Annotated in this window: 25 protein-coding genes; 11 read left to right on the top strand and 14 right to left on the bottom strand. The window is 66.2% G+C overall.

What is annotated here, in order from left to right; translation table 11 throughout:
* Positions 1-5: 5 nt before the first annotated feature.
* On the bottom strand, positions 6-731 hold the full coding sequence (locus tag POF53_RS03325; protein WP_232856404.1) for an amidotransferase: 726 nt from the start codon (positions 729-731) through the stop codon (positions 6-8).
* A gap of 528 nt (positions 732-1,259) precedes the next feature.
* Here POF53_RS03325 and POF53_RS03320 point away from each other — a divergent pair.
* Positions 1,260-2,063 (top strand): c-type cytochrome, encoded by an 804-nt coding sequence (locus POF53_RS03320; RefSeq protein WP_203647591.1) that lies wholly within the window; start codon positions 1,260-1,262, stop codon positions 2,061-2,063.
* A 13-nt stretch (positions 2,064-2,076) separates the two neighbouring features.
* Here POF53_RS03320 and POF53_RS03315 read toward each other — a convergent pair whose 3' ends face one another.
* From POF53_RS03315 to POF53_RS03300, 4 genes are all read right to left on the bottom strand, one after another.
* Positions 2,077-2,409, bottom strand: coding sequence for a ribonuclease E inhibitor RraB (locus POF53_RS03315; protein ID WP_186712832.1), 333 nt, complete (start codon positions 2,407-2,409; stop codon positions 2,077-2,079).
* Positions 2,410-2,594: 185 nt separating this feature from the next.
* Positions 2,595-2,831, bottom strand: coding sequence for a hypothetical protein (locus tag POF53_RS03310; protein ID WP_110736624.1), 237 nt, complete (start codon positions 2,829-2,831; stop codon positions 2,595-2,597).
* Between the two features lie 144 nt (positions 2,832-2,975).
* Complete coding sequence (locus POF53_RS03305) at positions 2,976-5,051, bottom strand: LTA synthase family protein (protein WP_232856405.1); 2,076 nt, start codon at positions 5,049-5,051, stop codon at positions 2,976-2,978.
* A 299-nt stretch (positions 5,052-5,350) separates the two neighbouring features.
* Positions 5,351-5,542 (bottom strand): PLDc N-terminal domain-containing protein, encoded by a 192-nt coding sequence (locus POF53_RS03300; RefSeq protein WP_203647593.1) that lies wholly within the window; start codon positions 5,540-5,542, stop codon positions 5,351-5,353.
* Between the two features lie 165 nt (positions 5,543-5,707).
* Between POF53_RS03300 and POF53_RS03295 the strand changes: the two genes are divergently transcribed.
* On the top strand, positions 5,708-6,607 hold the full coding sequence (locus POF53_RS03295) for a ZIP family metal transporter (protein WP_498966352.1): 900 nt from the start codon (positions 5,708-5,710) through the stop codon (positions 6,605-6,607).
* A gap of 149 nt (positions 6,608-6,756) precedes the next feature.
* Here POF53_RS03295 and POF53_RS03290 read toward each other — a convergent pair whose 3' ends face one another.
* Positions 6,757-7,287: a hypothetical protein gene (locus POF53_RS03290; RefSeq protein ID WP_232856406.1), complete on the bottom strand. Its 531-nt coding sequence runs from the start codon at positions 7,285-7,287 to the stop codon at positions 6,757-6,759.
* Positions 7,288-7,347: 60 nt separating this feature from the next.
* A complete protein-coding gene (locus POF53_RS03285) occupies positions 7,348-7,869 on the bottom strand; it encodes an ankyrin repeat domain-containing protein (protein ID WP_232856407.1) in 522 nt (173 codons plus the stop codon).
* 268 nt (positions 7,870-8,137) lie between these two features.
* On the opposite strand from POF53_RS03285, the gene POF53_RS03280 reads away from it, so the two are divergent.
* A complete protein-coding gene (locus POF53_RS03280; protein ID WP_203647597.1) occupies positions 8,138-8,410 on the top strand; it encodes a DUF3509 domain-containing protein in 273 nt (90 codons plus the stop codon).
* 18 nt (positions 8,411-8,428) lie between these two features.
* Here the strand turns inward: POF53_RS03280 and POF53_RS03275 are convergent, their stop codons facing one another.
* From POF53_RS03275 to aroC, 3 genes are all read right to left on the bottom strand, one after another.
* Positions 8,429-8,965, bottom strand: coding sequence for a hypothetical protein (locus POF53_RS03275; RefSeq protein WP_498966349.1), 537 nt, complete (start codon positions 8,963-8,965; stop codon positions 8,429-8,431).
* Complete coding sequence (locus tag POF53_RS03270; RefSeq protein WP_232856410.1) at positions 8,965-10,119, bottom strand: MFS transporter; 1,155 nt, start codon at positions 10,117-10,119, stop codon at positions 8,965-8,967. Before POF53_RS03270 ends, POF53_RS03275 begins: the two co-directional genes overlap by 1 nt.
* Positions 10,120-10,244: 125 nt before the next feature.
* Positions 10,245-11,336: a chorismate synthase gene (gene aroC / locus POF53_RS03265; RefSeq protein ID WP_203647600.1), complete on the bottom strand. Its 1,092-nt coding sequence runs from the start codon at positions 11,334-11,336 to the stop codon at positions 10,245-10,247.
* 276 nt (positions 11,337-11,612) lie between these two features.
* Here aroC and POF53_RS03260 point away from each other — a divergent pair, with 276 nt between their 5' ends.
* Together POF53_RS03260 and POF53_RS03255 are read left to right on the top strand one after the other, a co-directional pair.
* Positions 11,613-12,572: an alpha/beta hydrolase gene (locus POF53_RS03260; RefSeq protein ID WP_234562876.1), complete on the top strand. Its 960-nt coding sequence runs from the start codon at positions 11,613-11,615 to the stop codon at positions 12,570-12,572.
* 151 nt (positions 12,573-12,723) lie between these two features.
* Positions 12,724-13,506, top strand: coding sequence for a hypothetical protein (locus POF53_RS03255; RefSeq protein WP_254463850.1), 783 nt, complete (start codon positions 12,724-12,726; stop codon positions 13,504-13,506).
* A 170-nt stretch (positions 13,507-13,676) separates the two neighbouring features.
* On the opposite strand, the gene prmB is transcribed toward POF53_RS03255, so the two are convergent.
* Entirely contained in the window at positions 13,677-14,585 is a 909-nt protein-coding gene (prmB, locus tag POF53_RS03250) for a 50S ribosomal protein L3 N(5)-glutamine methyltransferase (protein WP_198742723.1), read from the bottom strand.
* Positions 14,586-14,764: 179 nt separating this feature from the next.
* Between prmB and POF53_RS03245 the strand changes: the two genes are divergently transcribed.
* The 5 genes from POF53_RS03245 (at position 14,765) to POF53_RS03225 (ending at position 17,575) form a co-directional block, all read left to right on the top strand.
* Entirely contained in the window at positions 14,765-15,355 is a 591-nt protein-coding gene (locus POF53_RS03245) for a cysteine hydrolase family protein (protein WP_050704637.1), read from the top strand.
* Between the two features lie 88 nt (positions 15,356-15,443).
* Positions 15,444-15,764: a hypothetical protein gene (locus POF53_RS03240; protein ID WP_203647603.1), complete on the top strand. Its 321-nt coding sequence runs from the start codon at positions 15,444-15,446 to the stop codon at positions 15,762-15,764.
* Between the two features lie 206 nt (positions 15,765-15,970).
* Positions 15,971-16,531 (top strand): Smr/MutS family protein, encoded by a 561-nt coding sequence (locus POF53_RS03235; protein WP_232856412.1) that lies wholly within the window; start codon positions 15,971-15,973, stop codon positions 16,529-16,531.
* A 69-nt stretch (positions 16,532-16,600) separates the two neighbouring features.
* Entirely contained in the window at positions 16,601-17,146 is a 546-nt protein-coding gene (gene folE / locus POF53_RS03230; RefSeq protein ID WP_110736603.1) for a GTP cyclohydrolase I FolE, read from the top strand.
* A gap of 57 nt (positions 17,147-17,203) precedes the next feature.
* Positions 17,204-17,575 carry a glutathione S-transferase N-terminal domain-containing protein gene (locus tag POF53_RS03225; protein ID WP_232856413.1) on the top strand — a complete coding sequence of 124 codons (372 nt, stop codon included), beginning with the start codon at positions 17,204-17,206 and terminating at the stop codon, positions 17,573-17,575.
* Positions 17,576-17,731: 156 nt separating this feature from the next.
* On the opposite strand, the gene POF53_RS03220 is transcribed toward POF53_RS03225, so the two are convergent.
* A complete protein-coding gene (locus POF53_RS03220; protein WP_050704632.1) occupies positions 17,732-18,334 on the bottom strand; it encodes a glutathione S-transferase family protein in 603 nt (200 codons plus the stop codon).
* Between the two features lie 144 nt (positions 18,335-18,478).
* Here POF53_RS03220 and POF53_RS03215 point away from each other — a divergent pair, with 144 nt between their 5' ends.
* Entirely contained in the window at positions 18,479-19,669 is a 1,191-nt protein-coding gene (locus POF53_RS03215) for a benzoate/H(+) symporter BenE family transporter (RefSeq protein WP_234562877.1), read from the top strand.
* Between the two features lie 97 nt (positions 19,670-19,766).
* On the opposite strand, the gene POF53_RS03210 is transcribed toward POF53_RS03215, so the two are convergent.
* Both POF53_RS03210 and POF53_RS03205 read right to left on the bottom strand, forming a co-directional pair.
* Positions 19,767-21,707, bottom strand: a complete 1,941-nt coding sequence (locus POF53_RS03210; protein WP_254463851.1) for a methyl-accepting chemotaxis protein — start codon at positions 21,705-21,707, stop codon at positions 19,767-19,769.
* 114 nt (positions 21,708-21,821) lie between these two features.
* Positions 21,822-23,219 (bottom strand): aminotransferase-like domain-containing protein, encoded by a 1,398-nt coding sequence (locus POF53_RS03205; RefSeq protein ID WP_254463852.1) that lies wholly within the window; start codon positions 23,217-23,219, stop codon positions 21,822-21,824.
* Positions 23,220-23,221 lie beyond the last annotated feature (2 nt).

Below are 23,221 nucleotides of genomic sequence, written 5' to 3'. Positions count from 1 at the left end.
GGATCTCAGATCGCGCGGCTGCCGGGCTGCTGGACGAAACGCAGCATCCACTCGCCCACCAGATCCCCCTGGTGCTCGGTGGCCAGGCTGGCCACCGCCTTCTCATAGACTTCATTACCCAGCGACGCCTGTCGCGCGTCGAGCAATGCCCGGGAGTAGTCATGGACGAACTCCGGGTGTCCCTGGAAGCACAGCACCTGGTCACGGATGTGGTAGGCGGCGTTCGGGCAGAAGTCACTGGAGGCGATCACCGTGGCCCCTTCGGGCAGCTCGGTGACCTGGTCCTGGTGGCTGATCAACAAGGTCAGCTCGGACACCTGCGGGTCCATCCACGGCGCATGGGCCGCCAGGCTGTAGCGGTGAACGCCCACGCCCCAGCCTTTGTCGGCGCGCTCGGCCTTGCCACCGAGGGTCAGTGCCAGCAGCTGGTGACCGAAACACACGCCCAACAGCTTCTCGCCACGTTCGTAGAGCTTGAGCAGGTAGGCCTTGAGCGTCTGGATCCACGGATCGTCGCCGAACGAGTCGGCCTTGCTGCCGGTCACCAGGTACGCATCGAAGCGTTCGCCGTCCGGGGGATAGTCGCCGTTCATCACGTTGTACACATCGAATTCGGCCGCGATCGGCTGGCGCGAGAACAGCTGCTCGAACATCCTGCCGTAGCCCTGGTACTGCGCGATCAACTCCGCTCGCAGGACATCGGTTTCAAGGATGCAGATGCGTAACGACATAGGGGTAGTCCTGAACGACATGTGGGTGGGATTTGCTGTAGAGACTGACGCGAAAGGGCCGTACAAGCAAGTAGGATGTCCGGACGAACGGTAGGCCCTGTAACCCTTGGTAACCCCTGCCGCGCACTCGTCTAGCCTGAGCGTGCCAGCGGGGTGGCCAGTGGCCTTAATGCCATGAGGAATCGACATGAAAATTGTTAGAACAAAGGGTTCTGAAACAGGGATGACGCGGGCCCTACTGTTGGTTGTATATCCAGATATACGCGGCAAGCAGGAACGGCGTGCCATCACGCCGCTGCGATCGACCCGACGCTAGACAAGGAAGCCAAGGGTTATTCAGGAATAACAACAAGAAGGCGGTCCGCCATGTTCAGACAATCCAAGGTACGCCAAGCCGGCCTCATACTCTTCGCCACGACGCTGTTGCTGATCCTGCCGAACCTCACCCGGCTGTTCGGCTGAACGCGGCGGTGGCCTTTTCCGAGCACGCGTGGGTAATCTGCCGACCTTGATGGTTGGAGATCGTCCATGCGCCTGTGTCTTGCCCTGCTCTGCCTACTGCTCGCCCCGACATTGTCGGCGGCGCAGTTGAACCTCGAACTGGGCGGCGACAGCCGGCGCTGGAGCAGTGAACAGCTACTTGCCCATCCGCAGGCGCGAAACATCACCATCGAACAGGACGTGGCCTACAAGCGCACCTTGCATTATCGCGCCGTGCCCCTGGCGGTGCTGCTGCAGGGCGTGAACCCGAGCGATCACCTGCAGGCCGTGGCCCTCGATGGCTTCGCCGCCGAGATGCCCGCCGGGCCGCTGTTGCAGGCGGGCCCCGCGCAGGCCTGGCTGGCCATCGAAGACCCCAGCCACCCTTGGCCCGCGCTGAGCAAGGGCAAGCCAGGCGCCGGGCCGTTCTACCTGGTATGGACCCAACCCCAGGCCAGCGGTATTCGCCCGGAACAATGGCCGTATCAGATCGCCAGCATCCGCCGCCTGCCCCCGGTCGAGACGCGCTTCCCCGCCCTGCTGCCCGACCCGGCCGTGGCCGAGAACGACCCGGTGCGCCAGGGTTTTGCCCTGTTCCAGCAGAACTGCCTGGCCTGTCATCGCCTCAATGGCGCCGGCGACGCGCACCTGGGCCCGGACCTGAACCTGCCGCACAACCCCACCGAGTACTTTCAACCGGCCTACCTGCGCCAGTACATTCGTGACCCGCAGAGCCTGCGGCAGTGGCCGCAGGCGAAGATGCCCGGGTTTTCCACCCAGGTGCTGGATGAGCCGGCGCTCGATGCCGTGCTGGCGTACCTGAAGCATATGGCGGGGCGCAAAGCGCACTGATGCCCTTGCGGGCCTAGGCGATCGGCCTTTCCTGCTTGACGCCCCAACCCTCGACTTCACCGCCGTAGGGCGAGACGACCTGTTCAAAGGCCTGTTCGAAGGCGCCGATACCGCCATGGGTGGCGTACATCACCTTGCTCAACTCCAGGTGCCAGGCGCCGTCGTCGCGTTCGCTTACCTGGGCGTTGAGCGATTCGCCACGAAACTGCCCCGCCGCCCGGCGGGCACCTGCCTCGCTGGGAAACACGGCGTAGAACTCGATGGGATGGATGCGGGTGAAATCGAAACCGCCAGCTTTCATCTGGCGCAGGACACTGCTGCTGATGTCGTCGTTCTGGCTGCTCATGAAACGTCCTCCTGCAAAGCAATGGATAGACTTTCCGTGCACAACGCACCTGCCTGGCACACAAGGAATGCCTGACAATACGAGCGGATTGCAAGACGCGATGAAAACGGCGGCGGCCCGCAGAGAAGGCCGGCGCCTGACTTGAGCGTAGCGCCTGAGACAGCGCTACGCCAGAGACACCCGGTTCAGGGCGCTTCGCGAATGGTGGTGATGGTCACGCCGCTCTGTTCCTTGAGCCAGCGCGCCGTGGGGGAAAAGCTGCGGTCCTGGAAGTCGTTGAGGTCCAGTTCGTCCATGAGCGGGAACAGGCGCGAACGGATGGCGCGTGCGGCATCTTCCTCGCTGGGGCGCTGCTCGGCATTGAGCAACAGCGTTTGCGGCTCGCCTTTCTGGTCTGCAAAGCTGACTTCCCATGCTTTCATCGATCAGCCCTCGCTGGCGCAACGGTGAATGGAACGGCGTACTCACTTGACCATGGTGCAGGGATGAATGTTCAGCCGCATACATGAAACCGCATGAAAAAAGCCCGCCGGTTCAGGGCGGGCTTCATGGGGCAGGCGGCGGCCTTACTTCGGCGTGCCGTGGACGACACCGGCGGTGTTGTCCAGCAGGCTCTTGGTCGCGGTCTGGATATAGGCCTCGAGCTTCTTGAGCATTTCCGGCTGGTCGGGGCTTTCGATCAGTTCGGCCTTGAACTCACGGCCCAGCTGGTAACGGTACATCCGCGGGGTCATGTCCTTGGACTCGATGAGGATGCGATCGCCCTGCACCAGGCCGACGATCTGCTCGCTGCCCGACGGTTTGATCATGCCCACGCCCTGGTCGCCCTCAGGCAGGTTGAGCAGGTCGCGGCCCCAGCACTGGTGGCGGGCCTGGCCACCCAGGCGGCCCATGATGGTCGGCACGATGTCCACCTGGGTACCCACGGTGTGGTTGACCGCGCCGAACTTCTCCTGGATGCCCGGGGCAATCAGCAACAGCGGCACGTTGAAGCGGCCCAGGTCCAGCTCGGTGACCTGCTGGTGGTTGCCGAAGCCATGGTCGCCGACGATGACGAACAGGGTGTCCTTGAAGTACGGCTCCTTGCGGGCCTTCTCGAAGAACTGGCCCAGCGCCCAGTCGGAATAGCGCATGGCGGTCAGGTGCTCGTCCAGGCGCCCTTGGCCGGTGACCTTCTCCACCGGCAGGTCCTTGGGCAAGGCATACGGCGTGTGGTTGGAGAGGGTCTGCAGCAGCGCGTAGATCGGCTTCTTGCCGTCGTGCTTGGCCAGCTCTTCGTTGCCGCGATTGAACATGTCCTGGTCGGACACGCCCCAGGTCGGGTCGGAGAACACCGGGTCGACGAAGTCGTTGCGGCCGATGAAGGTGGTCATGCCCTGGTTGCCGAAGAACCCGGATTGGTTGTCCCAGGCGAAGTCACCGTTGTAGACGTAGACATCGTCATAGTCGCGGGCACTGAGCAGCGCCGGCAGGCCGGACAGCTTGTGGCCGCCTTCCGGGGTCTGCATCAGGTACTCGAAGCCCGGCAGGTTGGGGAAGCAGGCCATGGTGGCGAACATGCCCTGGTGGGTGTGGGTGCCGTTGGAGAAGAAGCGGTCGAACAGCAGACCTTCCTTGGCCAGCTTGTCGAAGTACGGGGTGATGTTGTTCGGACTGCCCAGGGCGCCCACCGAGTGGCCGGCGAAGCTTTCCATGAGGATGACCACCACGTTCTTGACCGGCAGCGTGTTCGCCACGGGCGGCACGAAGTCGCGACGGATCGCGGCCTCGTCGGCATCGACCAGGGTGTCGTTGGCGGTCAGCAGCTGCTCGCGCACGGTCTGGGTGGCCAGCGGCTGCTCGAGTACCGGCTTCCAGATGTTGGCGCGGTCCTCGCCGAAGCGGCTCTTGGCGGCGTCGATCAGGGTCAGCGTGCCGTTCAGGCCCAGCTGGTTGACGAAGTTCGAGTCGGTGGTGAAGGCATCGCCCCAGCGCATCGGCGGGCCCTGGCGCAGGGTGCCGCGGGCGGCGACCACAGCCACCAGCAGCACGACCATGAACACGGCCAGGCGGCCATACCACGGCGCGAACTTGCGGCTGCCGGCAGGCTGGAGGCTTTGCTCGCCACGGGTCAGGCGATCGATGCCCTTGAACAGCAGGCTCAGCAGCCAGGTGCCGACCAGCCAGGCCAGCAGGTAGCGGACCACCGGGAAACCGTACCAGAGCATGCTCATGACGGTCTTGGGGTCTTCCTTGATGTACTGGAACACCAGGCCATTCAGGCGCTGGTGGAACTCGCGGTAGAAGTCCATCTCCATCAGGCCGAGGAACATCACCACGCTCGAGGCAATGGTCAGCCAGAAGCGGAAGAAGCCACGGCGGGCCATCAGCCAGGGGCTGAGCAGCGCCAGCAGCAACGGGATGCTGATGTACACCACCACCCGCAGGTCGAAGCGCAGGCCGTTGAGGAAGCCCTCGGCGACGGTCGAGTTCGGCGTGTCGCCGATCATGTCGCTGTTGTAGACCAGCAGCGCCAGGCGCACCAGGCTGAGCATCAGCATGATCACCAGGCCACTGAGCAACGTGTAGGCCAGGTGGGATTTCAGGGTCGGCGAGAACGAGCCTCGCACGCCCTGTTGCTTCAAGGCGTCCGTGTTAGCCATGAATGGAGAGGTCCTAGGATTGCGGTTTGCGGGAAGGCGAAGTCGCCAACAGCCTGGTGGTCGGACCCTCGAGGGCGAGGTGAGACCAAGGCCGCATTGTGCGGCGCGGATTTTCAAAAATCGAGTGTGAAAATTTTGTCGAGAGCAACTATCGCTTACATAACCTGTAGGAGCGGGCTTGCCCCGCGATCACCGGCGAAGCCGGTGCCCAACACCGCATCGCGGGGCAAGCCCGCTCCCACGCCGTTCCGGTTGACTCAACTGAATCAACAGGCAAAGCCGGTGCCATGTCCCCATAGTCAGATCCGCACATTGCCCCGCGGCCCGGCGATTGCCCAGATGATCAGCCCCAGCACCGGCAGCAGCAGGATCAGCAGGATCCACAGCACCTTGCTGCCGACCTCGGCGCCGCTCTTGAGCACATTGAGAATGGCCCAGATATCCAGGGCCAGGATGATCAGACCGACCAGGCTGTTGAAGGTGGACCCCATGGCGCCGCTCCCGCACGGTGTGTGTGCCCCAGAGCATAGCTGGCTATGGCCTCGATAGAAGGGAATCCTTGGCCGGGCGTACGGGTCAGTGGATAGACTGCTGTCATTCACTGCTCCGAGGTTCGCATGCCCCCTGCCCACACCCAAAGTGCCGTCCCCGACTCAATGTTCAGCGCCTGGCGGCAACAGGCCCTGGCCACGCCCTGGCTCAGCGCCGGCCTGGCCCTGAGCCTGCTGGCCGTCGCCGCGCTGTTGCTGGCGAGCCTGTGGAACGCGGTCAACGGTGACCACGCCGACAACCTGCACCTGGCCCTGCTCGGTGGGCTGTCGGGCTTCGGCGCCACCGCCCTGGGCGCGGTGCTCGCGGTGATCCTGCGCGACGTCAACGCCCGCACCCAGGATGTGATGCTGGGCTTTGCCGCCGGCATGATGCTCGCCGCCAGTTCGTTCTCGCTGATCCTGCCGGGCCTGGACGCCGCCCGCGAAATCACCGGCAACGGCCCGGCGGCGGCCTTCACCGTGGTCCTGGGCATGGGCCTCGGGGTGCTACTGATGCTCGGCCTGGACCGCTTCACCCCGCACGAGCATGAAAGCACCGGCCCTTGTGGCCCGCAGGCCGAGCGGGTCAGCCGGGTGTGGCTGTTCGTGCTGGCCATCACCCTGCACAACCTGCCCGAGGGCATGGCCATCGGTGTGAGCTTCGCCAACGGCGACATGAACATCGGCCTGCCGCTGACCAGCGCCATCGCCATCCAGGACATCCCCGAAGGCCTGGCCGTGGCCCTGGCCCTGCGCGCCACGGGGCTGTCGAACTTCAAGGCGATGATGGTGGCGATCGGTTCGGGCCTGATGGAGCCGCTGGGCGCGGTGATCGGCCTGGGCATTTCCACCGGCTTCGCCCTGGCCTACCCGATCAGCATGGGCCTGGCGGCGGGAGCGATGATCTTCGTGGTATCCCACGAGGTGATTCCGGAGACCCATCGCAATGGGCACCAGACCGCGGCGACGCTGGGGCTGATGGGCGGGTTCGCGGTGATGATGTTTCTTGATACCGCGTTGGGCTGAAAGGCCAATGCGCAATCCCTGTAGGAGCGGCCTTGTGCCGCGAAAGGGCCGCAAAGCGGCCCCGCGATCATTGTATTGACGCTGAAATCCCGGGGCTGCTTCGCAGCCCTTTCGCGGCACAAGGCCGCTCCTACAGGGGGAATCGTTGCTTAGACGTGCACCGCCACCTTCAGCGCCTCCAGCGCCGGCTCCACCTTGATGCCTACGGCCTCGCCCAACTCCAGCACACGGGCCAGGTCATTCTGCCCCACCATCACCATCTGCAGCTCGTCATCGAGCAGCTGGCTGAAGTTCAGCAGCACGTAGCCCCCGGCTTCCTTGTTCAGCGCGCCCATCTGCACCTGGATGCGGTTGAGCGCGGTCAGCGCCTCGGTGCGCGCCAGCTGCTTGGACTTGAGGGTGAACGGCACGCTCTTGTCGAACGAGTCGCTGATCTGCTGGAACAGGTCCTGGTAGCTGTCGGCCTGGAACAGCACGGTATCGGGCAGGCTGCCGACCACCACCCATTCGCCCAGCGGGAACGGGAAGCTGTCGTCGTAGTTGATGTCCGGGTTGGCGGCGAGGAAGGCGGCGGGGTCGGCGTAGGCCTGGGCGGCCTCGGCGGCGATGCGCTCGATCTCCTCATCGCGCATGCAGCCGGCGCCGATGAGGCGGATGAGTTCGAGCAACTGGTCTTTCATGGGGGGCCCTGCGGGTTGGCGTGAAAGGCGCCAAGGATAGCCGCAAACGCCCCCGAAGGGTTAGCCGGCCTTCGCCTCCAGGCGTGCGGCGGCATCCACCGCGCCCATGGTCCGCGCGGCCGCCAGCGCGGTGGCGCCGGCCGCGTCACGCCGTGCCGGATCGGCCCCCTGGGCCAGCAGGTAGTCGATGATCTCCAGGCGGTTGAACATCGCCGCCAGCATCAGCGCGGTGCGGCCGTCCGCGGCGGCGGCATCCACCGGCACGCCGTGCTCGAGCAGCAGGCGGATCATCGCCAGGTCGCCCTTGAAAGCGGCGCCGGCCATGGGCAACTGGCCGTTGTCATTGGCGATCAGTGCGTCGGCGCCATGGGCCAGCAGCACTCGCACGGCGTCGTGGTGGCCGTGGTAACTGGCCAGCATCAGCAAGGTGTCGCCCTTGTGGTTGCGCAGGTCGGCGGGCAGGCCACCGTCGAGCAGGCGACCGAGCATGTTCGCGTCGCCGCGGCGGGCGCGCTCGAAGACCTCCTCGGCGAAGGCCGCGGTTTCTTCGGCGGTCATGGTGGCGGGCTGGTGATCGGACATCGGGAACCTCCTGGCATCTGGCAATGGCCCAAGTGTCCATCAGGCAGCGGCGAGCGGTCCAAGGTTCAGATTCTATCGGCGGCAGAGAGCCAGGCTATGACCGTGCAAAATGCACTGTGCAAAATGCACGGGCGTGCAGATTGCAATGCGCAACCTTATAAAAACAAATTTAAGTAATTGATTTTAAAGGTTTTTTACTTGAGCAAAGGCTGGCACGGTCGCTGCAATCATCAACTCAAGTCTGCCAGTACAACAGTCAGGAGTTGATATGGACCTCATCCAGGAAAAATTCGCCTCGGTCTTCGCCGCCTACCAGGTCACCACCCAGCCGCGTCCGGACGGCGGTGTCCTGCTGACCCTGCGCGCCAGCGACGGCATCGTCACCCGCCGCGTGCTGACCTATGCGCAGCTGCACAGCGCCGAGCAACTGTCCTGGGCGATCAGCGCCATCCGCCGCGACCTGGCCGGGCAGCCGAGCGAGCTGCCGGTGATCTCGATGCTGCAGAGCCAGCAACGCTTCGCACTGCCGACCTACCGCTGATTGCGCGACCCGACCCTTTCAGAGTTCGTCGAGCCCGGCAAATTGCCGGGCTGTTCCATCACCGGTGAACCGCGGCTGCACCGCCTGCTCGCTGGCGAACAGGCGCAGGGCCAGGCAGAACGGGGTGTCGCCCAGGTCCAGCCAGCGCCGTATACCGGCGGGCACCACCAGCACATCGTCCTTCTCGCACAACACGGCGTACACCGCGTCTCCCAAACGCAGGCTGACCTGCCCGCGCCCGCTGATCAGCGCGAACACTTCCTCGCCCTCATGCACATGCTCGTCGCGCAGGTCGACCTGGCTTGGGTCGACGCCATCGCGGCTGAGCACGCCGAACACCACGCTGCCATGGGCGGTCATCAGCTGGTCGAGCGGCCCACGGCACGCCGCGACCACCTCATCCTGGCTGCTGCCCGGACGCAGGCGCGCACCGGACTGCCAGCGGCCGAAGCGCACGCCCTGCTCAGCCAGGGTCGCGGCAATGTCGTCGTGGTGGGTCAGCACCTTGTGCGGCAGTTCCGGGCTGGACGGGTCGAATACGCTGAGGATGCTCATCAGGGGTGGTTCCTGCTGTCTTTGAGTCGGAAGGCTATGATAACGGCTGCCGCGAGTGCCGCGACGCTGGCCATACCAAAGGTGAAGTGCGGGCCCAGCAGTTTCCAGCTGTAACCCGAGTACAAGGCGCCCAGCGCGCCGCCGGTGCCCGAGAGCGCCGCGTACAGCGCCTGGCCCTGGCCCTGCTGACGGGCGCCGAAACTGGCCCCGACAAAGGCAATGGCCGCGGCGTGGAAACAGCCGAACGTGGCCGCGTGCAGCACCTGGGCGAACACCAGCGCCGCCGGGATATCGGCCAGGTTGCCCAGCAACAGCCAGCGCACGGCGGCCAGCAGGAAACTCGCCAGCAGCACCTTGCGCACGGAAAAACGGGCGAAAATCCGGCTCATGCCCATGAACACCAGCACCTCGGCCACCACCCCCAGCGCCCACAGCAGACCGATGGCACCACGGCTGTAGCCCAGGTGCTCCAGGTGCAGGGTGAGGAAGGTGTAGTACGGCCCGTGGCTGAGCTGCATGAGGGCCACGCACACATAGAAGGCCAGCACGCCGGGCGCCCGCACCTGCGCGAGAAAGCCCCCTGCCCCGCGCCGCTCGGCCTGTTCCACCGGTTGCGCGTTGGGCACCCAGAGGCTGGCGGCGACGATCCCGGCCATGATCGCCACCAGTGCCACCGGGTAGATGTCCAGGCTCAGCCATTCGAACAGGCGCCCAAGACCGACCACGGCGAGGATGAAGCCGATCGAGCCCCACAGTCGCACCTGGCTGTAGCGCGCGGTCTGGCCATGCAGGTGGGCCAGGGTGATCACCTCGAACTGCGGCAGCACCGCGTGCCAGAAGAACGCGTGCAGGGCCATGACCATCGCCAGCCAGGCATAGCTGTTGCCGAAGAAGATCAGCGAAAAGGTCGCCAGGGTCGACAGCGCGCCCAGACGCACGATCAGCAGGCGCTGGCCACTGCGGTCGCCCAGCCAGCCCCACAGGTTGGGTGCGACGCAGCGCATCAGCATGGGGATGGCCACCAGCTCGCCGATGCGTGCCGGGGAGAAGCCCAGGTGGTCGAAGTACAGGGCCAGGAACGGCGCGGTGGAGCCGAGCAGGGCGAAGTAGAAGAGGTAGAAGCTGGAGAGGCGCCAGTAAGGGATCGGGGGCATGGGATGGGCCTTGTGTGAGCCTGCACCGGCCTCTTCGCGGGTAAACCCGCTTCCACAGGGATCTCGCAGCATTGGAGATCCCTGTGGGAGCGGGTTTACCCGCGAAGAGGCCGACCCTGGCTAAGTCAGAGCTGGCCCAGTACCGGGGTGCCCACTTTCACGTCGGCATTCTGCGCCCGGTGGCGCAGCAGGTGGTCCATCAAGGCGATGGCCATCATCGCCTCGGCGATCGGCGTGGCGCGGATGCCGACGCACGGGTCGTGACGGCCCTTGGTGATCACCTCGACCGGGTTGCCGTCGACGTCGATCGAACGGCCCGGGGTGGTGATGCTCGAGGTCGGCTTGAGCGCCAGGTGAGCGACGATCGGCTGGCCCGAGGAGATACCGCCGAGGATGCCGCCGGCATTGTTGCTGAGGAAGCCCTCGGGGGTCAGTTCGTCACGGTGCTCGGTGCCACGCTGGGCGACGCTGGCAAAGCCGGCGCCGATTTCCACGCCCTTGACCGCGTTGATGCTCATCAGCGCATGGGCAAGCTCGGCGTCGAGGCGGTCGAAGATCGGCTCGCCCAGGCCCGGCATCACGCCTTCGGCGACCACGGTGATCTTCGCCCCCACCGAGTCCTGGTCGCGGCGCAGCTGGTCCATGTAGGCCTCGAGCTCCGGCACCTTGTCCGGGTCGGGGCTGAAGAAGGCGTTGTGCTCGACCGAGTCCCAGGTCTTGAACGGGATCTCGATCGGGCCGAGCTGGCTCATGTAGCCGCGCACGCGGATGCCCTGGGTGGCCAGGTACTTCTTGGCGATGGCGCCGGCCGCCACGCGCATGGCGGTCTCGCGCGCCGAGCTGCGGCCACCGCCGCGGTAGTCGCGGATGCCGTACTTGTGGTGGTAGGTGTAGTCGGCGTGGGCCGGGCGGAACAGGTCCTTGATCGCCGAATAGTCCTTGGACTTCTGGTCGGTGTTGCGGATCAAGAGGCCGATCGAGCAGCCGGTGGTACGCCCTTCGAACACGCCGGAGAGGATCTCCACTTCATCCGGCTCCTGGCGCTGGGTGGTGTGCCGGCTGGTGCCGGGCTTGCGCCGATCGAGGTCGTGCTGCAGGTCGGCGAGGGAGATTTCCAGGCCTGGCGGGCAGCCGTCGACAATGGCGACCAACGCCGGGCCATGGCTCTCGCCAGCGGTGGTGACAGTGAACAGCTTGCCGTAGGTATTGCCGGACATGGACGCTCCGCGAATCTGCCTGAGGTGATCGAAAGCGGCAGTATACGGAAAACGCTACAGGATGGGTTGCCCATGCCGGCCTCTTCGCGGGTAAACCCGCTCCCACAGGGATCGCGCCAGATTCTAAAAATTGAGCAAGACAGTTGCTCCCACAGGCCGGCCCATCTCACTGTGGGAGCGGGTTTACCCGCGAAGAGGCCGGCACGGCAAGCGAGCCATGCGAACCTTCATCGCGCTGCAATGTCTCAATGACACCTAGCCATGTAGTACCCCTCCATGAAGTCGCGCCTCGCCGCCCTGCTCCTGCTGTTCTGCGCCAGCCTCGCCCAGGCCGCGCCCACCGTACTGCAACGCCCCATCGACCTGGACACCGGCCAGGGCGTGCTGCACGGCAGCCTGCTGCTGCCCCAGCAAACCACCCCGCCACCGGTGGTGCTGATCATCGCCGGCTCCGGCCCTACCGACCGCGATGGCAACAACCCTGCCTCCGGACGCATCGACAACCTCAAGCGCCTGGCCCTGCTGCTGGCCGGCGAGCACATCGCCAGCGTGCGCTTCGACAAGCGCGGCGTGGCCGCCAGCCAGCCGGCCACCCCCGACGAACGCGACCTCAGCGTCGAACGCTATGTCGCCGACGTGGTGGCTTGGGGCCGCGCGTTGCGCCAGGACCCGCGCTTCGGTCCGCTGATCCTGGTCGGCCACAGCGAAGGCGCGCTGATCGCCAGCCTGGCCGCCGAGCAGGCCGGCGCCAGCGCGGTGATCACCCTGGCCGGCAGCGGCCGGCCGGTGGCCGACGTGCTGCGTGAACAACTGGCCCAGCGCCTGCCCCCGGCGCAACTGGCCGGTGGCGTGGCACTGATCGACCGGTTGCAGGCCGGGCAGACCAGCCTCGACGTGCCCGCCCCGCTGCGCCAGGTATTTCGCCCCAGCGTGCAGCCGTACCTGATCACCCTGCTGCACCAGGACCCGGCGGCCGCATTCGCCCGGCTCACGGTGCCCGCGCTGATCGTCCAGGGCCGCAACGACATCCAGGTGGAGGTGGCCGACGCCGAGCGCCTCAAGGCCGCCAAGCCCGACGCCCAGCTGGCGCTGATCGACGGCATGAACCACATGCTGCGCATCAGCCCCCGGGAGATGGGCCAGCAGCGTGACAGCTACCGCAATCCCGAACTACCGCTGGCCCGTGAGTTGGGGGAGCGCATCGTCCTGTTCATCCACGGGCTGCCGCAGGCCTGAAAGCGCCCTCAGGTATTGGCCCGGCCTGCCGATAACGCGGCTAAGAAGGCAGTGATCCGGGGGCATGCGCGCCCCGATCGCGGGCAAGCCCACATCTGCGATGTCCTTGCAGGTACCGGCACCCGGCCGCCGTGCACCTGAGGATTCCCTGATGACCGATGCCCCCGCCGCCGAGGCGACCGAAGAACAAGCCCCGGAAAGCGCCCCGCTGCCCTGGGCAGACCTTGCCGCCGAGCATTTCCAGTTGCTGCGCCTGGCGCCGCTGCCGACCGACCGCAACAGCGGCGCCCGCCCGCTGCGTTTCGTCCAGTTCGGCTACGCCGAGCGCCACGACAAGGCCCACAGCCTGCTGCGCATGGAAATCCGCCTGCCGGGGCAGAAGGTGCGCAAGGAACAGAACCAGCTGGATATCCGCGTCGACCACGAAGCGCGCACGGTGCGTATCGGCGACCCGGCCGGTCTGCAGCTGGAACCGCTGAACCGTGGCCTTGGCCGCTACCTGCTGGCGCAGGCGGTGCAGTGGCTGCAGCAGCGTTGCTCGCACTACCGGGTCGAGGGCATGAGCCTGCCGAACAAGGACGCCCTGAACGAAGACACCCGCCTGCGCCGCGACCATGTGCTGGGCAGCGTCGGCCTGGCGGTGGAGTACACCGACGGCCAGTTGCTCAAGGGGCGCGTGGTGGAAACCCCGGTGGGCCAGCTCAAGGGCGGCTGGAACACCGAGAAGGTGCAGCGCGTGGACAACCTCGAGGCCGCCGGCATGCTGCAGCAGGCCGAGCAGAACCTGATGGAGAAGGAAGCCCAGCTGCGCGAGCGTGACGAGCGGGTGGCCAAGTACCGTCGCGAGGACAGCGGCCTGCGCTTCACCATCACCTGCCTGGTGGCGTTCGCGGTGTTCCAGGCCGGGTTGCTGATCTGGATCGCCACCCGCTGACCTGCCCTACGCGATCCGTGTAGGAGCGGCCTCGTGCCGCGAAAGGGCCGCAAAGCGGCCCCGGCGATCTTTGCATCAACACTGATATCCTGGGGCCGCTACGCAGCCCTTTCCGGCCGGTCCGACGCCTCGGCAAGGCCGCTCCTACAGCAGGGGGCGGTGTGAATCCTTCAGACCCGCGCCTTGAACAGCTCCTGATGCTGCCGGCACTGCTCGGCGGTCAGCATGAACACCCCGTGGCCACCGCGCTCGAACTCCAGCCAGGCGAAGTCCACCTCGGGATAGAGCGACTCGACATGCACCTGGCTGTTGCCCACCTCGACGATCATCAGGCCCTTGTCGGTCAAGTGGTCGGCCGCCTCGGCCAGCATGCGCCGCACCAGGTCCAGGCCATCGTTGCCGCAGGCCAGGCCCAGCTCGGGCTCGTGATGGTACTCGGCCGGCATGTCGCCGAAATCCTCGGCGTCGACATACGGCGGGTTGGAGAGGATCAGGTCGAAGCGCTGCCCCGGCAGGCCAGCGAAACCATCGCCCTGCACGGTGTACACCCGCTCATCGAGGCCATGGCGCTCGATGTTCTGGTTGGCCACCTCCAGCGCGTCGAAGGACAGGTCGGCCAGCACTACCTCGGCATCCTGGAACACCTCGGCGGCGACAATGCCGATGCAGCCGGAGCCGGTGCACAGGTCGAGGATGCGCGCAGGCTCGCCGGCCAGCCACGGCTCGAAGCGTTTCTCGATCAACTCGCCGATGGGCGAGCGCGGCACCAGCACCCGCTCGTCGACGATGAACGACATGCCGCAGAACCAGGCCTCGCCCAGCAGGTAGGCGGTGGGCACGCGTTCTTCGATACGGCGCTTGAGCAGGTGCTGCAGGCGTACCGTTTCGTCATCCTCGAGCGCGCAGTCCAGGTAGCTGTCGGCCACCTCCCAGGGCAGGTGCACCGCGCCGAGCACCAGCAGGCGAGCTTCGTCCCAGGCGTTGTCGGCACCGTGGCCGAAGAACAGTTCATGCTCATGGAAGCGGCTGACCGCCCAGCGGATATGGTCGCGCAGGGTGCGCAGGCGGGATGTGATCACGGGGTACTCCTTTTCAGACAGGACAAAAGTCTAACAGCCCACACCGCACATTTGTTTCCTCTGATAGCCAAACCGATAGCCACAAGCCAGCAACCACGCTGTCTGCGCTGTCAACCATTCACATTGGCGTCAAGGCAAGGGAGAATAGGCGTACAAAAGCCCTACCCAAGGAGCCCTTGATGTCCGTTCCAACCACGATGTTCCGCCTCACTGGCCGCGACTACCCGCCGGCCAAGCTGGGCCAAGCCAGCCTGATCGTCATCGACGCGCAGAAGGAATACCTGAGCGGTCCGCTGGCGCTGTCGGGCATGGACGAGGCCGTGGCGAACATTGCCAGGTTGCTCGATGCCGCCCGCAAGGCCGGTCGCCCGATCATCCACGTGCGCCACCTCGGCACCGTCGGCGGTCGCTTCGACCCCCAGGGACCGGCCGGCGAGTTCATCCCGGGCCTGGAGCCACTGGCCGGTGAAACCATCATCGACAAGCGCATGCCCAACGCCTTCAAGAACACCAAGCTGCACGAGACGCTGCAGGCCTTCGGCCCGCTGGACCTGATCGTCTGCGGTTTCATGAGCCACTCCAGCGTCAGCACCACCGTACGCCGCGCCAAGGACTATGGTTATCGCTGCACCCTGGTGGAAGACGCCTCGGCGACCCGCGACCTGGCCCTGAAGGACACCGTGATCCCCGCCGCGCAGATCCACCAGTGCGAGATGGCCGTGATGGCCGACAACTTCGCCTGCGTCGCCCCCACCGCCAGCCTGGTCTGAGCCACGACCGCCCGGCGGACGGGCGGAACCCCGAGGTGACCCGCAGGTCGAAATCCGGATCAGCTCTACCAGATCCTGAGGAATTCGAATGAAGCTCAAAGGCAGTTTCGATGCCAAGCGCCTGCGCCAGCGCGAGCCAAGCAACTGGGGCGCGCGGGTTTCCGCCGCTTTCTCGGTGCTGCTGGCCACCCTGGGCATTTTGCTCGCCATGGCCGGTTTCGCCGGCCTGCTGGGCAATTACGCAGCGCTCGCCGAGCTCAATGCCAACCGCCCGCTGTCGGCGATTCTCGTCGTGGTCGGGTTGTTGCTGTTGTGGATCGGCGTGCGCGTCTGGCGACGCAGCCGCATCCGCCTGCGCCGTGGCCGCGAATTGAACCTGTCGCCGCACCTGATGAAGAAGCACGACTGACAGATTTACACATCCCCCTGTAGGAGCGGCCTTGTGTCGCGAAGGGCCGCAACGCGGCCCCGGCGATCTATGCATCGAAGCGGAAATCCTGGGGCTGCTTTGCAGCCCTTTCGCGGCACGAGGCCGCTCCTACACAAACCGCGCGCAGCTCAGGGCTTCACGCCGACGCACAGTCGCGTAAACTACGCCGCCCACGTGGAGGCACCATGCAAGACGACGACTTTTCCCTCTTCCGCAGCCAAGTGCAGGGCGTCAAGCCAATCAAGCACGACCGCGCCGAAGTCGGCAAACCAAAGGCCGACCGCAAGCAGCTGGCCGGCCTGCGCCAGGCGGCGACCATCCGCAGCGACCAGGCGTTGGTGATCGACGGCCTGTCCGACCAGTTCGTCATCGACGTCGGCGCCGAGGACGAACTGATGTGGCGCCGCGACGGCGTCCAGGAAACCCAGATCCGCAAGCTCAAGCTCGGCCAGATTGCCTTCGAGGGCAGCCTCGACCTGCACGGCATGAGCGTCGAGAAGGCCCGCGAGACGCTGTGGGCCTTCATCGCCGAGGCGACCAAGCTCGAAGTGCGCTGCGTGCGCGTCACCCACGGCAAGGCCGCGCGCCTGGACGGCAAGCGCCCGATGATCAAGAGCCACGTCAACACCTGGCTGCGCCAGCACCCGCAAGTGCTCGGTTTTGCCTCGTGCCAGGCCCGCCACGGCGGCACCGGCGCGGTGTACGTGATGCTCAAGCGAACCATGCTCGAAGGGCGCGACGAGTGACATCGCGCTTGCAGCGCCGCCGTCGCCGCCGTACCCTTCGTCTTTGCGAAAAATCCCACAGGTAGATCCATGTCCCTGGAACAGAACTACACCGCGATTCTCAGCCAGATCGGCGAGGACGTCTCCCGCGAGGGCCTGCTCGACACGCCCAAGCGGGCCGCAAAGGCCATGAAGTACCTTTGCCGCGGTTATGAGCAAACCCTGGAAGAAGTCACCAACGGCGCGCTGTTCACCTCCGACAACAGCGAAATGGTGCTAGTCCGGGATATCGAGCTGTACTCGATGTGCGAACACCACATGCTGCCGTTCATCGGCAAGGCCCACGTGGCTTACCTGCCCAAGGGCAAGGTGCTGGGCCTGTCCAAGGTGGCGCGGATCGTCGACATGTACGCCCGTCGCCTGCAGATCCAGGAAAACCTCAGCCGCCAGATCGCCGAGGCCGTGCAGCAGGTAACTGGCGCCGCGGGCGTGGCGGTGGTCATCGAAGCCAAGCACATGTGCATGATGATGCGCGGTGTCGAAAAGCAGAACTCGACCATGCTCACCTCGGTGATGCTCGGCGAGTTCCGCGACAACGCCTCCACCCGCAGCGAGTTCCTCAGCCTGATCAAGTGATCGGCCTGTATCCCGAGCCGACCCCATGGGTCGGCTTTTTCATTTCAGGAGTTGCCCATGATCGTCAAAGCCCTGCGGGTCGGCCTCGGCCAGCTAATCGTGTTCGGCGACTGGATCAGCCGCCCGGCGAAAAAGCAGCGCGATGCCGCGGCCCAGGCCCAGGTCGAGCAGCAGACCAAGGGTCTGGCGCTGTACCAGTTCCATGCCTGCCCGTTCTGCGTGAAGACCCGCCGCACCCTGCACCGCCTGAACGTGCCGGTGGCACTGCGCGATGCCAAGAACGACGCCCAGCACCGCCAGGCGCTGCTCGAAGGCGGCGGCCGGGTGAAAGTGCCGTGCCTGCGGATCGAGGAGGACGGCAAGGTGACCTGGATGTATGAATCCAAGGACATCATTGCCTATCTGGACAAACGCTTCGCGGCGGTCTGACCCGCACGCACGCCCCACACTGTAGGAGCGGCCTTGTGCCGCGAAAGGGCCGCAAAGCGGCCCCGGCGATTGATGCGTCGACGCTGAGACCGAGGGGCTGCTGCGCAGCCCTTTCGCGGCACAAGGCCGCTCCTACAGGGGTGGGGCAGCAGCGAGTCAATCCACCATCGGCACATGCCGTGGATGGCTGGCCACCCGCGCCAGCCAGGCTTTCACCGCCGGATATTCGGTCAGGTCAAAGCCCCCTTGATGCGCCACATGGGTATAGGCGTACAACGCCACATCGGCGATCGAATACTGCTCGCCAACCAGGTAGGGCGTCATTTCCAGCTGCTTGTTCATCACCTTTAGCGCCTTGTAGCCGCCCTTGTGCAGCCCCTTGTATTCCTCCAGCCGGTCCTGCGGCAGCCCCAGGTAGAACTGGATGAAACGCGCCACGGCAATGTACGGCTCGTGGCTGTACTGCTCGAAGAACTGCCATTGCAGCACCTGGGTACGCAGGCGTGGTTCGCTGGGCAGGAACTCGCTGCCATCGGCCAGGTAGTTGAGAATCGCGTTGGACTCCCACAGGCAGGTGCCGTCCTCGAGCTTGAGCACCGGCACCTTGCCGTTGGGGTTCATGGCCAGGAACTCGGGCGTTTCGGTTTCGCCCTTGAGAATATCCACCGGGTGCCACTCATACGGGCGGTCGAGCAGGCTCAGCATCAGCTTGACCTTGTAGCAGTTGCCCGACTGGTAATCCCCATACACCTTGTACATCGCCCCTCCCCTTTCACGCAGTTGCGCAGTAATACCCCATAGTTGGCGACTGTACGGCTAAATGCAATGCCTGCTGTATGGCAAGGATCACGCCATTGCACGGTAGCCTGAAAAAACTGCTTACACCTGCACAAGGAATTCCCCATGACCGATGCCACCTCCGCGCGCCTGCGGCCGCTGGCGGACAGCTCCCCGTCGGCGGTCGTCGCCGGCTTCATCGCCATGCTCACCGGCTATACCAGCTCGCTGGTGCTGATGTTCCAGGCCGGCCAGGCCGCCGGCCTGACCAGCGCGCAGATCTCGTCGTGGATCTGGGCCCTGTCGATCGGCATGGCGGTGTGCAGCATCGGCCTGTCGCTGCGCTACCGTACCCCGGTCACCGTGGCCTGGTCGACACCCGGCGCGGCGCTGCTGATCACCAGCCTCGGTGGCGTCAGCTACGGCGAGGCCATCGGTGCCTATATCACCTGCGCCGTGCTGGTGCTGGTGTGCGGCCTGACCGGCAGCTTCGAGCGCCTGGTGCGGCGCATCCCCGCTTCGCTCGCCTCGGCCCTGCTGGCCGGGATCCTGTTCAAGATCGGCAGCGAGATCTTCGTCGCCGCCCAGCACCGCACGGTGTTGGTGCTGGGGATGTTCTTCAGCTACCTGCTGGTCAAGCGCCTGTCACCGCGCTACTGCGTGCTGGCCGCGTTGCTGGTCGGCACGGCATTGTCCGGCGCCCTGGGGCTGCTGGACTTCAGCGGCTTCCAGCTGGAGATCGCCACCCCGGTGTGGACCACGCCGAGCTTCTCGCTGGCGGCGACCATCAGCATCGGCATCCCGCTGTTCGTGGTGGCCATGACTTCGCAGAACATGCCCGGCGTCGCCGTGCTGCGCGCCGACGGCTACCAGGTGCCGGCCTCGCCGCTGATCTCGGCCACCGGGTTCGCCTCGCTGCTGCTGGCGCCGTTCGGCTCCCACGGGATCAACCTGGCGGCGATCAGCGCGGCGATCTGCACCGGGCCGCATGCCCATGAAGACCCGGCCAAGCGCTACACGGCAGCGGTCTGGTGCGGGATCTTCTACGGCATCGCCGGCACCTTCGGCGCGACCCTGGCGGCGCTGTTCGGCGCCCTGCCCAAGGAGCTGGTGCTGTCGATTGCCGCCCTGGCGCTGTTCGGCTCGATCATGAACGGCCTGAGCGTGGCCATGGGCGAGGCACGCGAGCGCGAGGCGGCGCTGATCACCTTCATGGTCACGGCGTCGGGCTTCACCCTGTTCTCGATCGGCTCGGCGTTCTGGGGAATCGTGGCGGGGGTGCTGACCTTGCTGATTCTCAGTCCGCGCAGGGGCTGACAACGCTATCGCGGGGCAAGCCCGCTCCCACGCCCAGACCCCGTGAGCGGGCATGCGTGGGAGCGGGCTTGCCCCGCGATAGGGCCGCCACAGCCAATCACAGCCTGAAGTGCCCCACCATCCCCTTCAGGTCATTGCCCAGCTGCGCCAACTCGACGCTTGAGCGGGCATTGTCCTCCATCGCCAGCGCCGCCTGGTCGGCACTGCCACGGATCTGCGTGACGCTGCGGCTGATCTCCTCGGCGACCGAGCTCTGCTGCTCGGCCGCCGCGGCGATCTGCTGGTTCATCTGCTGGATCAACGACACCGCCGCGGCGATGCTGCCCAGGGCGCTCTCGGTCTTCAGCGTGTCGGCCACCGCCAGGCGCACCAGCTCGGTGCTGCCACGGATCTGCGTCACCGACTGCTGGGCGTTGCCGCGCAGGCTGGCGACCAGCCGTTCGATTTCCTCGGTGGACTGCCGGGTGCGCCGGGCCAAGGCGCGTACCTCGTCGGCCACCACGGCGAAGCCACGCCCCTGCTCGCCGGCGCGGGCCGCCTCGATCGCCGCGTTGAGCGCCAGCAGGTTGGTCTGTTCGGCCACGCTCTTGATCACCTCGAGCACGTCACCGATGGTATGGATCTCGGCGCTGAGGCTGTCGATACCGCTGCTGGCGGTCTCGGCTGCCACCGCCAGCTGCTCGATGCGCTGCATGCTCTGGCGCACCACCTGCTGCCCCGACTCGACCTTGTCGTCGGCATCCTGGGCCGCCTGGGCCGCCTGCTCGGCGTTGCGCGCCACGTCATGGACGGTGGCGGTCATCTGCTGCATGGCAGTGGCCACCTGCTCGGTCTCATCCTTCTGGCTACCGACTTCGCGGTTGGTCTGCTCGGTGACCGCCGACAAGGCCTGGGCGCTGCCGGCCAGCTGATCGATGCCCTGCTGCAGGCCACTGACGATACCGGACAGCCCCTCGGCCATCTGCTGCATGGCCTGCAGCAGCTGACCGACTTCGTCGGCACGCGGCGGCTCGGCCTCGATCCCCAGCTCGCCCGCGGCAATGCGCCGGGCACGGCTGATCACCCGCTTGAGCGGCGCGACCACGGCCCGGGTGATCAACCAGGCCGCCAGCACGCCCACCAGCAGTGCCAGGGCCGTGGCCGCGGCGATGGCCACGGTGTTGCGCGCAAGCTCCGCCTGCATGGCCTGCTCCTGGGCGAGGTAGGCCTGGTCGACCCGCGTGGTGACCTGCTCGGCCCGGGCCTGCAACTGATCCTTGATACCCCGCTCCTGGCCCAGCAGGTCGGTGTACTCGTTGAGCTTCTCGGAGAAACTGGCGATATGCCCGGCCACTTCGCCCAGCACGCTCTGGTAGCCGGCATCGGTCACCGCCGACTTGAGCTGGTCCACCAGGCCGGCGGCCTCCACCGTCTGGGCGATGCGCCCCTCGGCGACAGCCTCGCCGCCCTTGCGGCTCTGCTCCAGGCGCACCCGGGCCTCGTCCATGGCCTGCAGCATCAGCCGCGACACCTGCCCCACCTGTCCGGCCTGCTCAAGGAACTCGCCGCCTTGCTGGCCCTGGGACTGCTTGAGGGTGTAGGTGCCGTCGTCGGCCAGGCCGGCCTGCAGCACATCGAGGTTGTTGGCCACGCTCGATACCGACCAGCTGGCCATGTCCAGCGCCAGCTCCTTGGCCTGCACCGCCTGGACGAACTGGTCGAAGGCCTGCCCGTAGGCACTGAGGTCGGCCTCGGCGGAAGTCAGCGCAGGCGCGGCGCGGGCCCGCTCCACCAGCCCTTGAAGGCCCATGCGCAGGGCATCGGCCTCCTTGATATCCGAACGCAGGGCGAAGGCCTGCTCATGTTGGCGCAGCTTCAACAGGTCGGTGTTGAACTGGGCCATCTGCCGCAGCCCCTCGAAGCGCTGGCCGACGTTGGCCAGGGCGTATACGCCGATGGCGGCCACCACCAGAGTGAGCAGCAACACCAGGGCAAAACCCAGGCCCAGCTTGCGCGCCATGCCCAGGTTGGCCAATACACCGTGCTTGGTCGCCGTCATCACCGCCCTCCTCGCTTTTTGGCCCTCCGCCGGCGACAAGAGTGACAATGGCGCCGACCTGGTCACAAGGGCCGCGTGCGCGAATGGTGTCATTTAGCTATGAGCGTGTCGCTTTCAGACCGCCAAAGGTCGCCCTGCATGCCGGAAGAACGCCTGGGCCCGGGAATCCTGCCCATAGGCGACATTGATCCGTAGCCAGTCACTGGCCCGCCCCTGCGGATCGAAAGCGCTGCCCGGGGTGAGCAACACCGCATGCTCCAGCGCCAATCGCTCCAGCTCGGCAAAGTCGCGCCCGGGCACCCGGGCCCAGACGAACATACCGCCGACCGGCTCACAGAACACCTCCCAGCCACAGGCCTCCAGTTGCCCCAGCGTCCTGGCCCGGTGCTGCCCCAGGCGCAGCCGCAAGCGCTGCACGCTCTTGCGGTAGCCGCCATTGGCGAGCATCTGCCCGACCACCTGCTCGGCGAAGCGCGAAGTGCCAATGCCGGCCACCATCTTCAGTTCGGCCAGGCGGGCGATCAACGGTGGGTCGGCCACCAGATAGCCGACCCGCAACGAACTGCTGAGGGTCTTGGAGAAACTGCCCAGGTAGATTACCCGCTGCTCGCTGTCGAGGGTCGCCAGGCGCGTGGCCGGGCCGTCCTGGAAGTCCGCGTACAGGTCATCCTCGACGATCCGCAGGTCATGCTCGCGGGCCAGCTCCAGCAGGCGGTAGGCGACCTTGGGCGTCAGGCAGGTACCGGTCGGGTTCTGGTACAGGCTGTTGATGAACAGGCAACGGGGCTGGTGCGCGGCCAGCAACTGCTCGAGCACCACCAGGTCCGGGCCAATGGCGGTGCGCGGCACCTCGAGCATGTGTACACCGTGCACGCGCAACAAGTTGTACAGGTTGTAGTAGCCGGGGCGCTCCACCAGCACCGTGTCGCCCGGTTTCAGCAAGGTCCGCACCAGCAGGTCGAGGGCATGGCTGGCGCCCTGGGTGGTGAGGATCCGCTCCGGCTCGGCGGCAATATCCAGCCGCGCCAGCCCCTTGTGCAGTTGCAGGCGCAGGCTGGCCAGGCCCTGGGGCGGGCAGTAGTCGAACAGCGCCTCGGGCGCGCCGCGGCTGACCTGGCGGATGGCCTGGGCCAGCTCGGCTTCGGCGCGCCAGGCCACCGGTAGCCAGCCGCAGCCGAGCTTGAGCAATTGTTCATGCCCTTCGCGAAACTGCCGCCAACTGCCGTCGATTGCCTCGCCCCAGGGCTCGCCGGGGTCGGGCCGCAAGCCCGGCTTGCGCTCGGCGACGAAGAAGCCCGCGCCATGTCGCGCCTCCAGCCAGCCGTTGGCCGCCAGGCGGTCGTAGGCCTCGATCACGCACGAGGCGCTTACCGACTGCGCCTTGGCCAGCGCGCGGATCGACGGCAGGCGCGCGCCGGGGCGCAGGCGCTGCTGTTCGATCCAGGCCTGCAGGTGCTCGGTCAGCTGCTGGACCAAGGGGGTGGGAAGGTCACGATCAAGATGAAAATGCATGG

Source organism: Mitsuaria sp. RG (assembly GCF_028369275.1).
Taxonomy (GTDB): Bacteria; Pseudomonadota; Gammaproteobacteria; order Pseudomonadales; family Pseudomonadaceae; genus Aquipseudomonas; species Aquipseudomonas peradeniyensis.
Note: the sequence above shows the minus strand (reverse complement) of the source record. Positions and strands in the feature narration are given on the sequence as shown.

Excerpts from the sequence above, each read along its gene's own strand:
- POF53_RS03290 (WP_232856406.1), bottom strand. The coding sequence starts at position 7,287 with ATGAAAGACCAGTTGCTCGAACTCATCCGCCTCATCGGCGCCGGCTGC.
- POF53_RS03285 (WP_232856407.1), bottom strand. The coding sequence starts at position 7,869 with ATGTCCGATCACCAGCCCGCCACCATGACCGCCGAAGAAACCGCGGCC.
- POF53_RS03205 (WP_254463852.1), bottom strand. The coding sequence starts at position 23,219 with ATGCATTTTCATCTTGATCGTGACCTTCCCACCCCCTTGGTCCAGCAG.
- POF53_RS03215 (WP_234562877.1), top strand. The coding sequence starts at position 18,479 with ATGACCGATGCCACCTCCGCGCGCCTGCGGCCGCTGGCGGACAGCTCC.
- POF53_RS03240 (WP_203647603.1), top strand. The coding sequence starts at position 15,444 with ATGAAGCTCAAAGGCAGTTTCGATGCCAAGCGCCTGCGCCAGCGCGAG.
- aroC (WP_203647600.1), bottom strand. The coding sequence starts at position 11,336 with ATGTCCGGCAATACCTACGGCAAGCTGTTCACTGTCACCACCGCTGGC.
- POF53_RS03245 (WP_050704637.1), top strand. The coding sequence starts at position 14,765 with ATGTCCGTTCCAACCACGATGTTCCGCCTCACTGGCCGCGACTACCCG.
- POF53_RS03235 (WP_232856412.1), top strand. The coding sequence starts at position 15,971 with ATGCAAGACGACGACTTTTCCCTCTTCCGCAGCCAAGTGCAGGGCGTC.
- POF53_RS03255 (WP_254463850.1), top strand. The coding sequence starts at position 12,724 with ATGACCGATGCCCCCGCCGCCGAGGCGACCGAAGAACAAGCCCCGGAA.
- POF53_RS03225 (WP_232856413.1), top strand. The coding sequence starts at position 17,204 with ATGATCGTCAAAGCCCTGCGGGTCGGCCTCGGCCAGCTAATCGTGTTC.
- POF53_RS03315 (WP_186712832.1), bottom strand. The coding sequence starts at position 2,409 with ATGAGCAGCCAGAACGACGACATCAGCAGCAGTGTCCTGCGCCAGATG.
- POF53_RS03310 (WP_110736624.1), bottom strand. The coding sequence starts at position 2,831 with ATGAAAGCATGGGAAGTCAGCTTTGCAGACCAGAAAGGCGAGCCGCAA.
- POF53_RS03220 (WP_050704632.1), bottom strand. The coding sequence starts at position 18,334 with ATGTACAAGGTGTATGGGGATTACCAGTCGGGCAACTGCTACAAGGTC.
- POF53_RS03295 (WP_498966352.1), top strand. The coding sequence starts at position 5,708 with ATGTTCAGCGCCTGGCGGCAACAGGCCCTGGCCACGCCCTGGCTCAGC.
- POF53_RS03280 (WP_203647597.1), top strand. The coding sequence starts at position 8,138 with ATGGACCTCATCCAGGAAAAATTCGCCTCGGTCTTCGCCGCCTACCAG.
- POF53_RS03270 (WP_232856410.1), bottom strand. The coding sequence starts at position 10,119 with ATGCCCCCGATCCCTTACTGGCGCCTCTCCAGCTTCTACCTCTTCTAC.
- POF53_RS03320 (WP_203647591.1), top strand. The coding sequence starts at position 1,260 with ATGCGCCTGTGTCTTGCCCTGCTCTGCCTACTGCTCGCCCCGACATTG.
- POF53_RS03260 (WP_234562876.1), top strand. The coding sequence starts at position 11,613 with ATGAAGTCGCGCCTCGCCGCCCTGCTCCTGCTGTTCTGCGCCAGCCTC.
- POF53_RS03275 (WP_498966349.1), bottom strand. The coding sequence starts at position 8,965 with ATGAGCATCCTCAGCGTATTCGACCCGTCCAGCCCGGAACTGCCGCAC.
- POF53_RS03210 (WP_254463851.1), bottom strand. The coding sequence starts at position 21,707 with ATGACGGCGACCAAGCACGGTGTATTGGCCAACCTGGGCATGGCGCGC.
- POF53_RS03305 (WP_232856405.1), bottom strand. The coding sequence starts at position 5,051 with ATGGCTAACACGGACGCCTTGAAGCAACAGGGCGTGCGAGGCTCGTTC.
- POF53_RS03300 (WP_203647593.1), bottom strand. The coding sequence starts at position 5,542 with ATGGGGTCCACCTTCAACAGCCTGGTCGGTCTGATCATCCTGGCCCTG.
- folE (WP_110736603.1), top strand. The coding sequence starts at position 16,601 with ATGTCCCTGGAACAGAACTACACCGCGATTCTCAGCCAGATCGGCGAG.
- POF53_RS03325 (WP_232856404.1), bottom strand. The coding sequence starts at position 731 with ATGTCGTTACGCATCTGCATCCTTGAAACCGATGTCCTGCGAGCGGAG.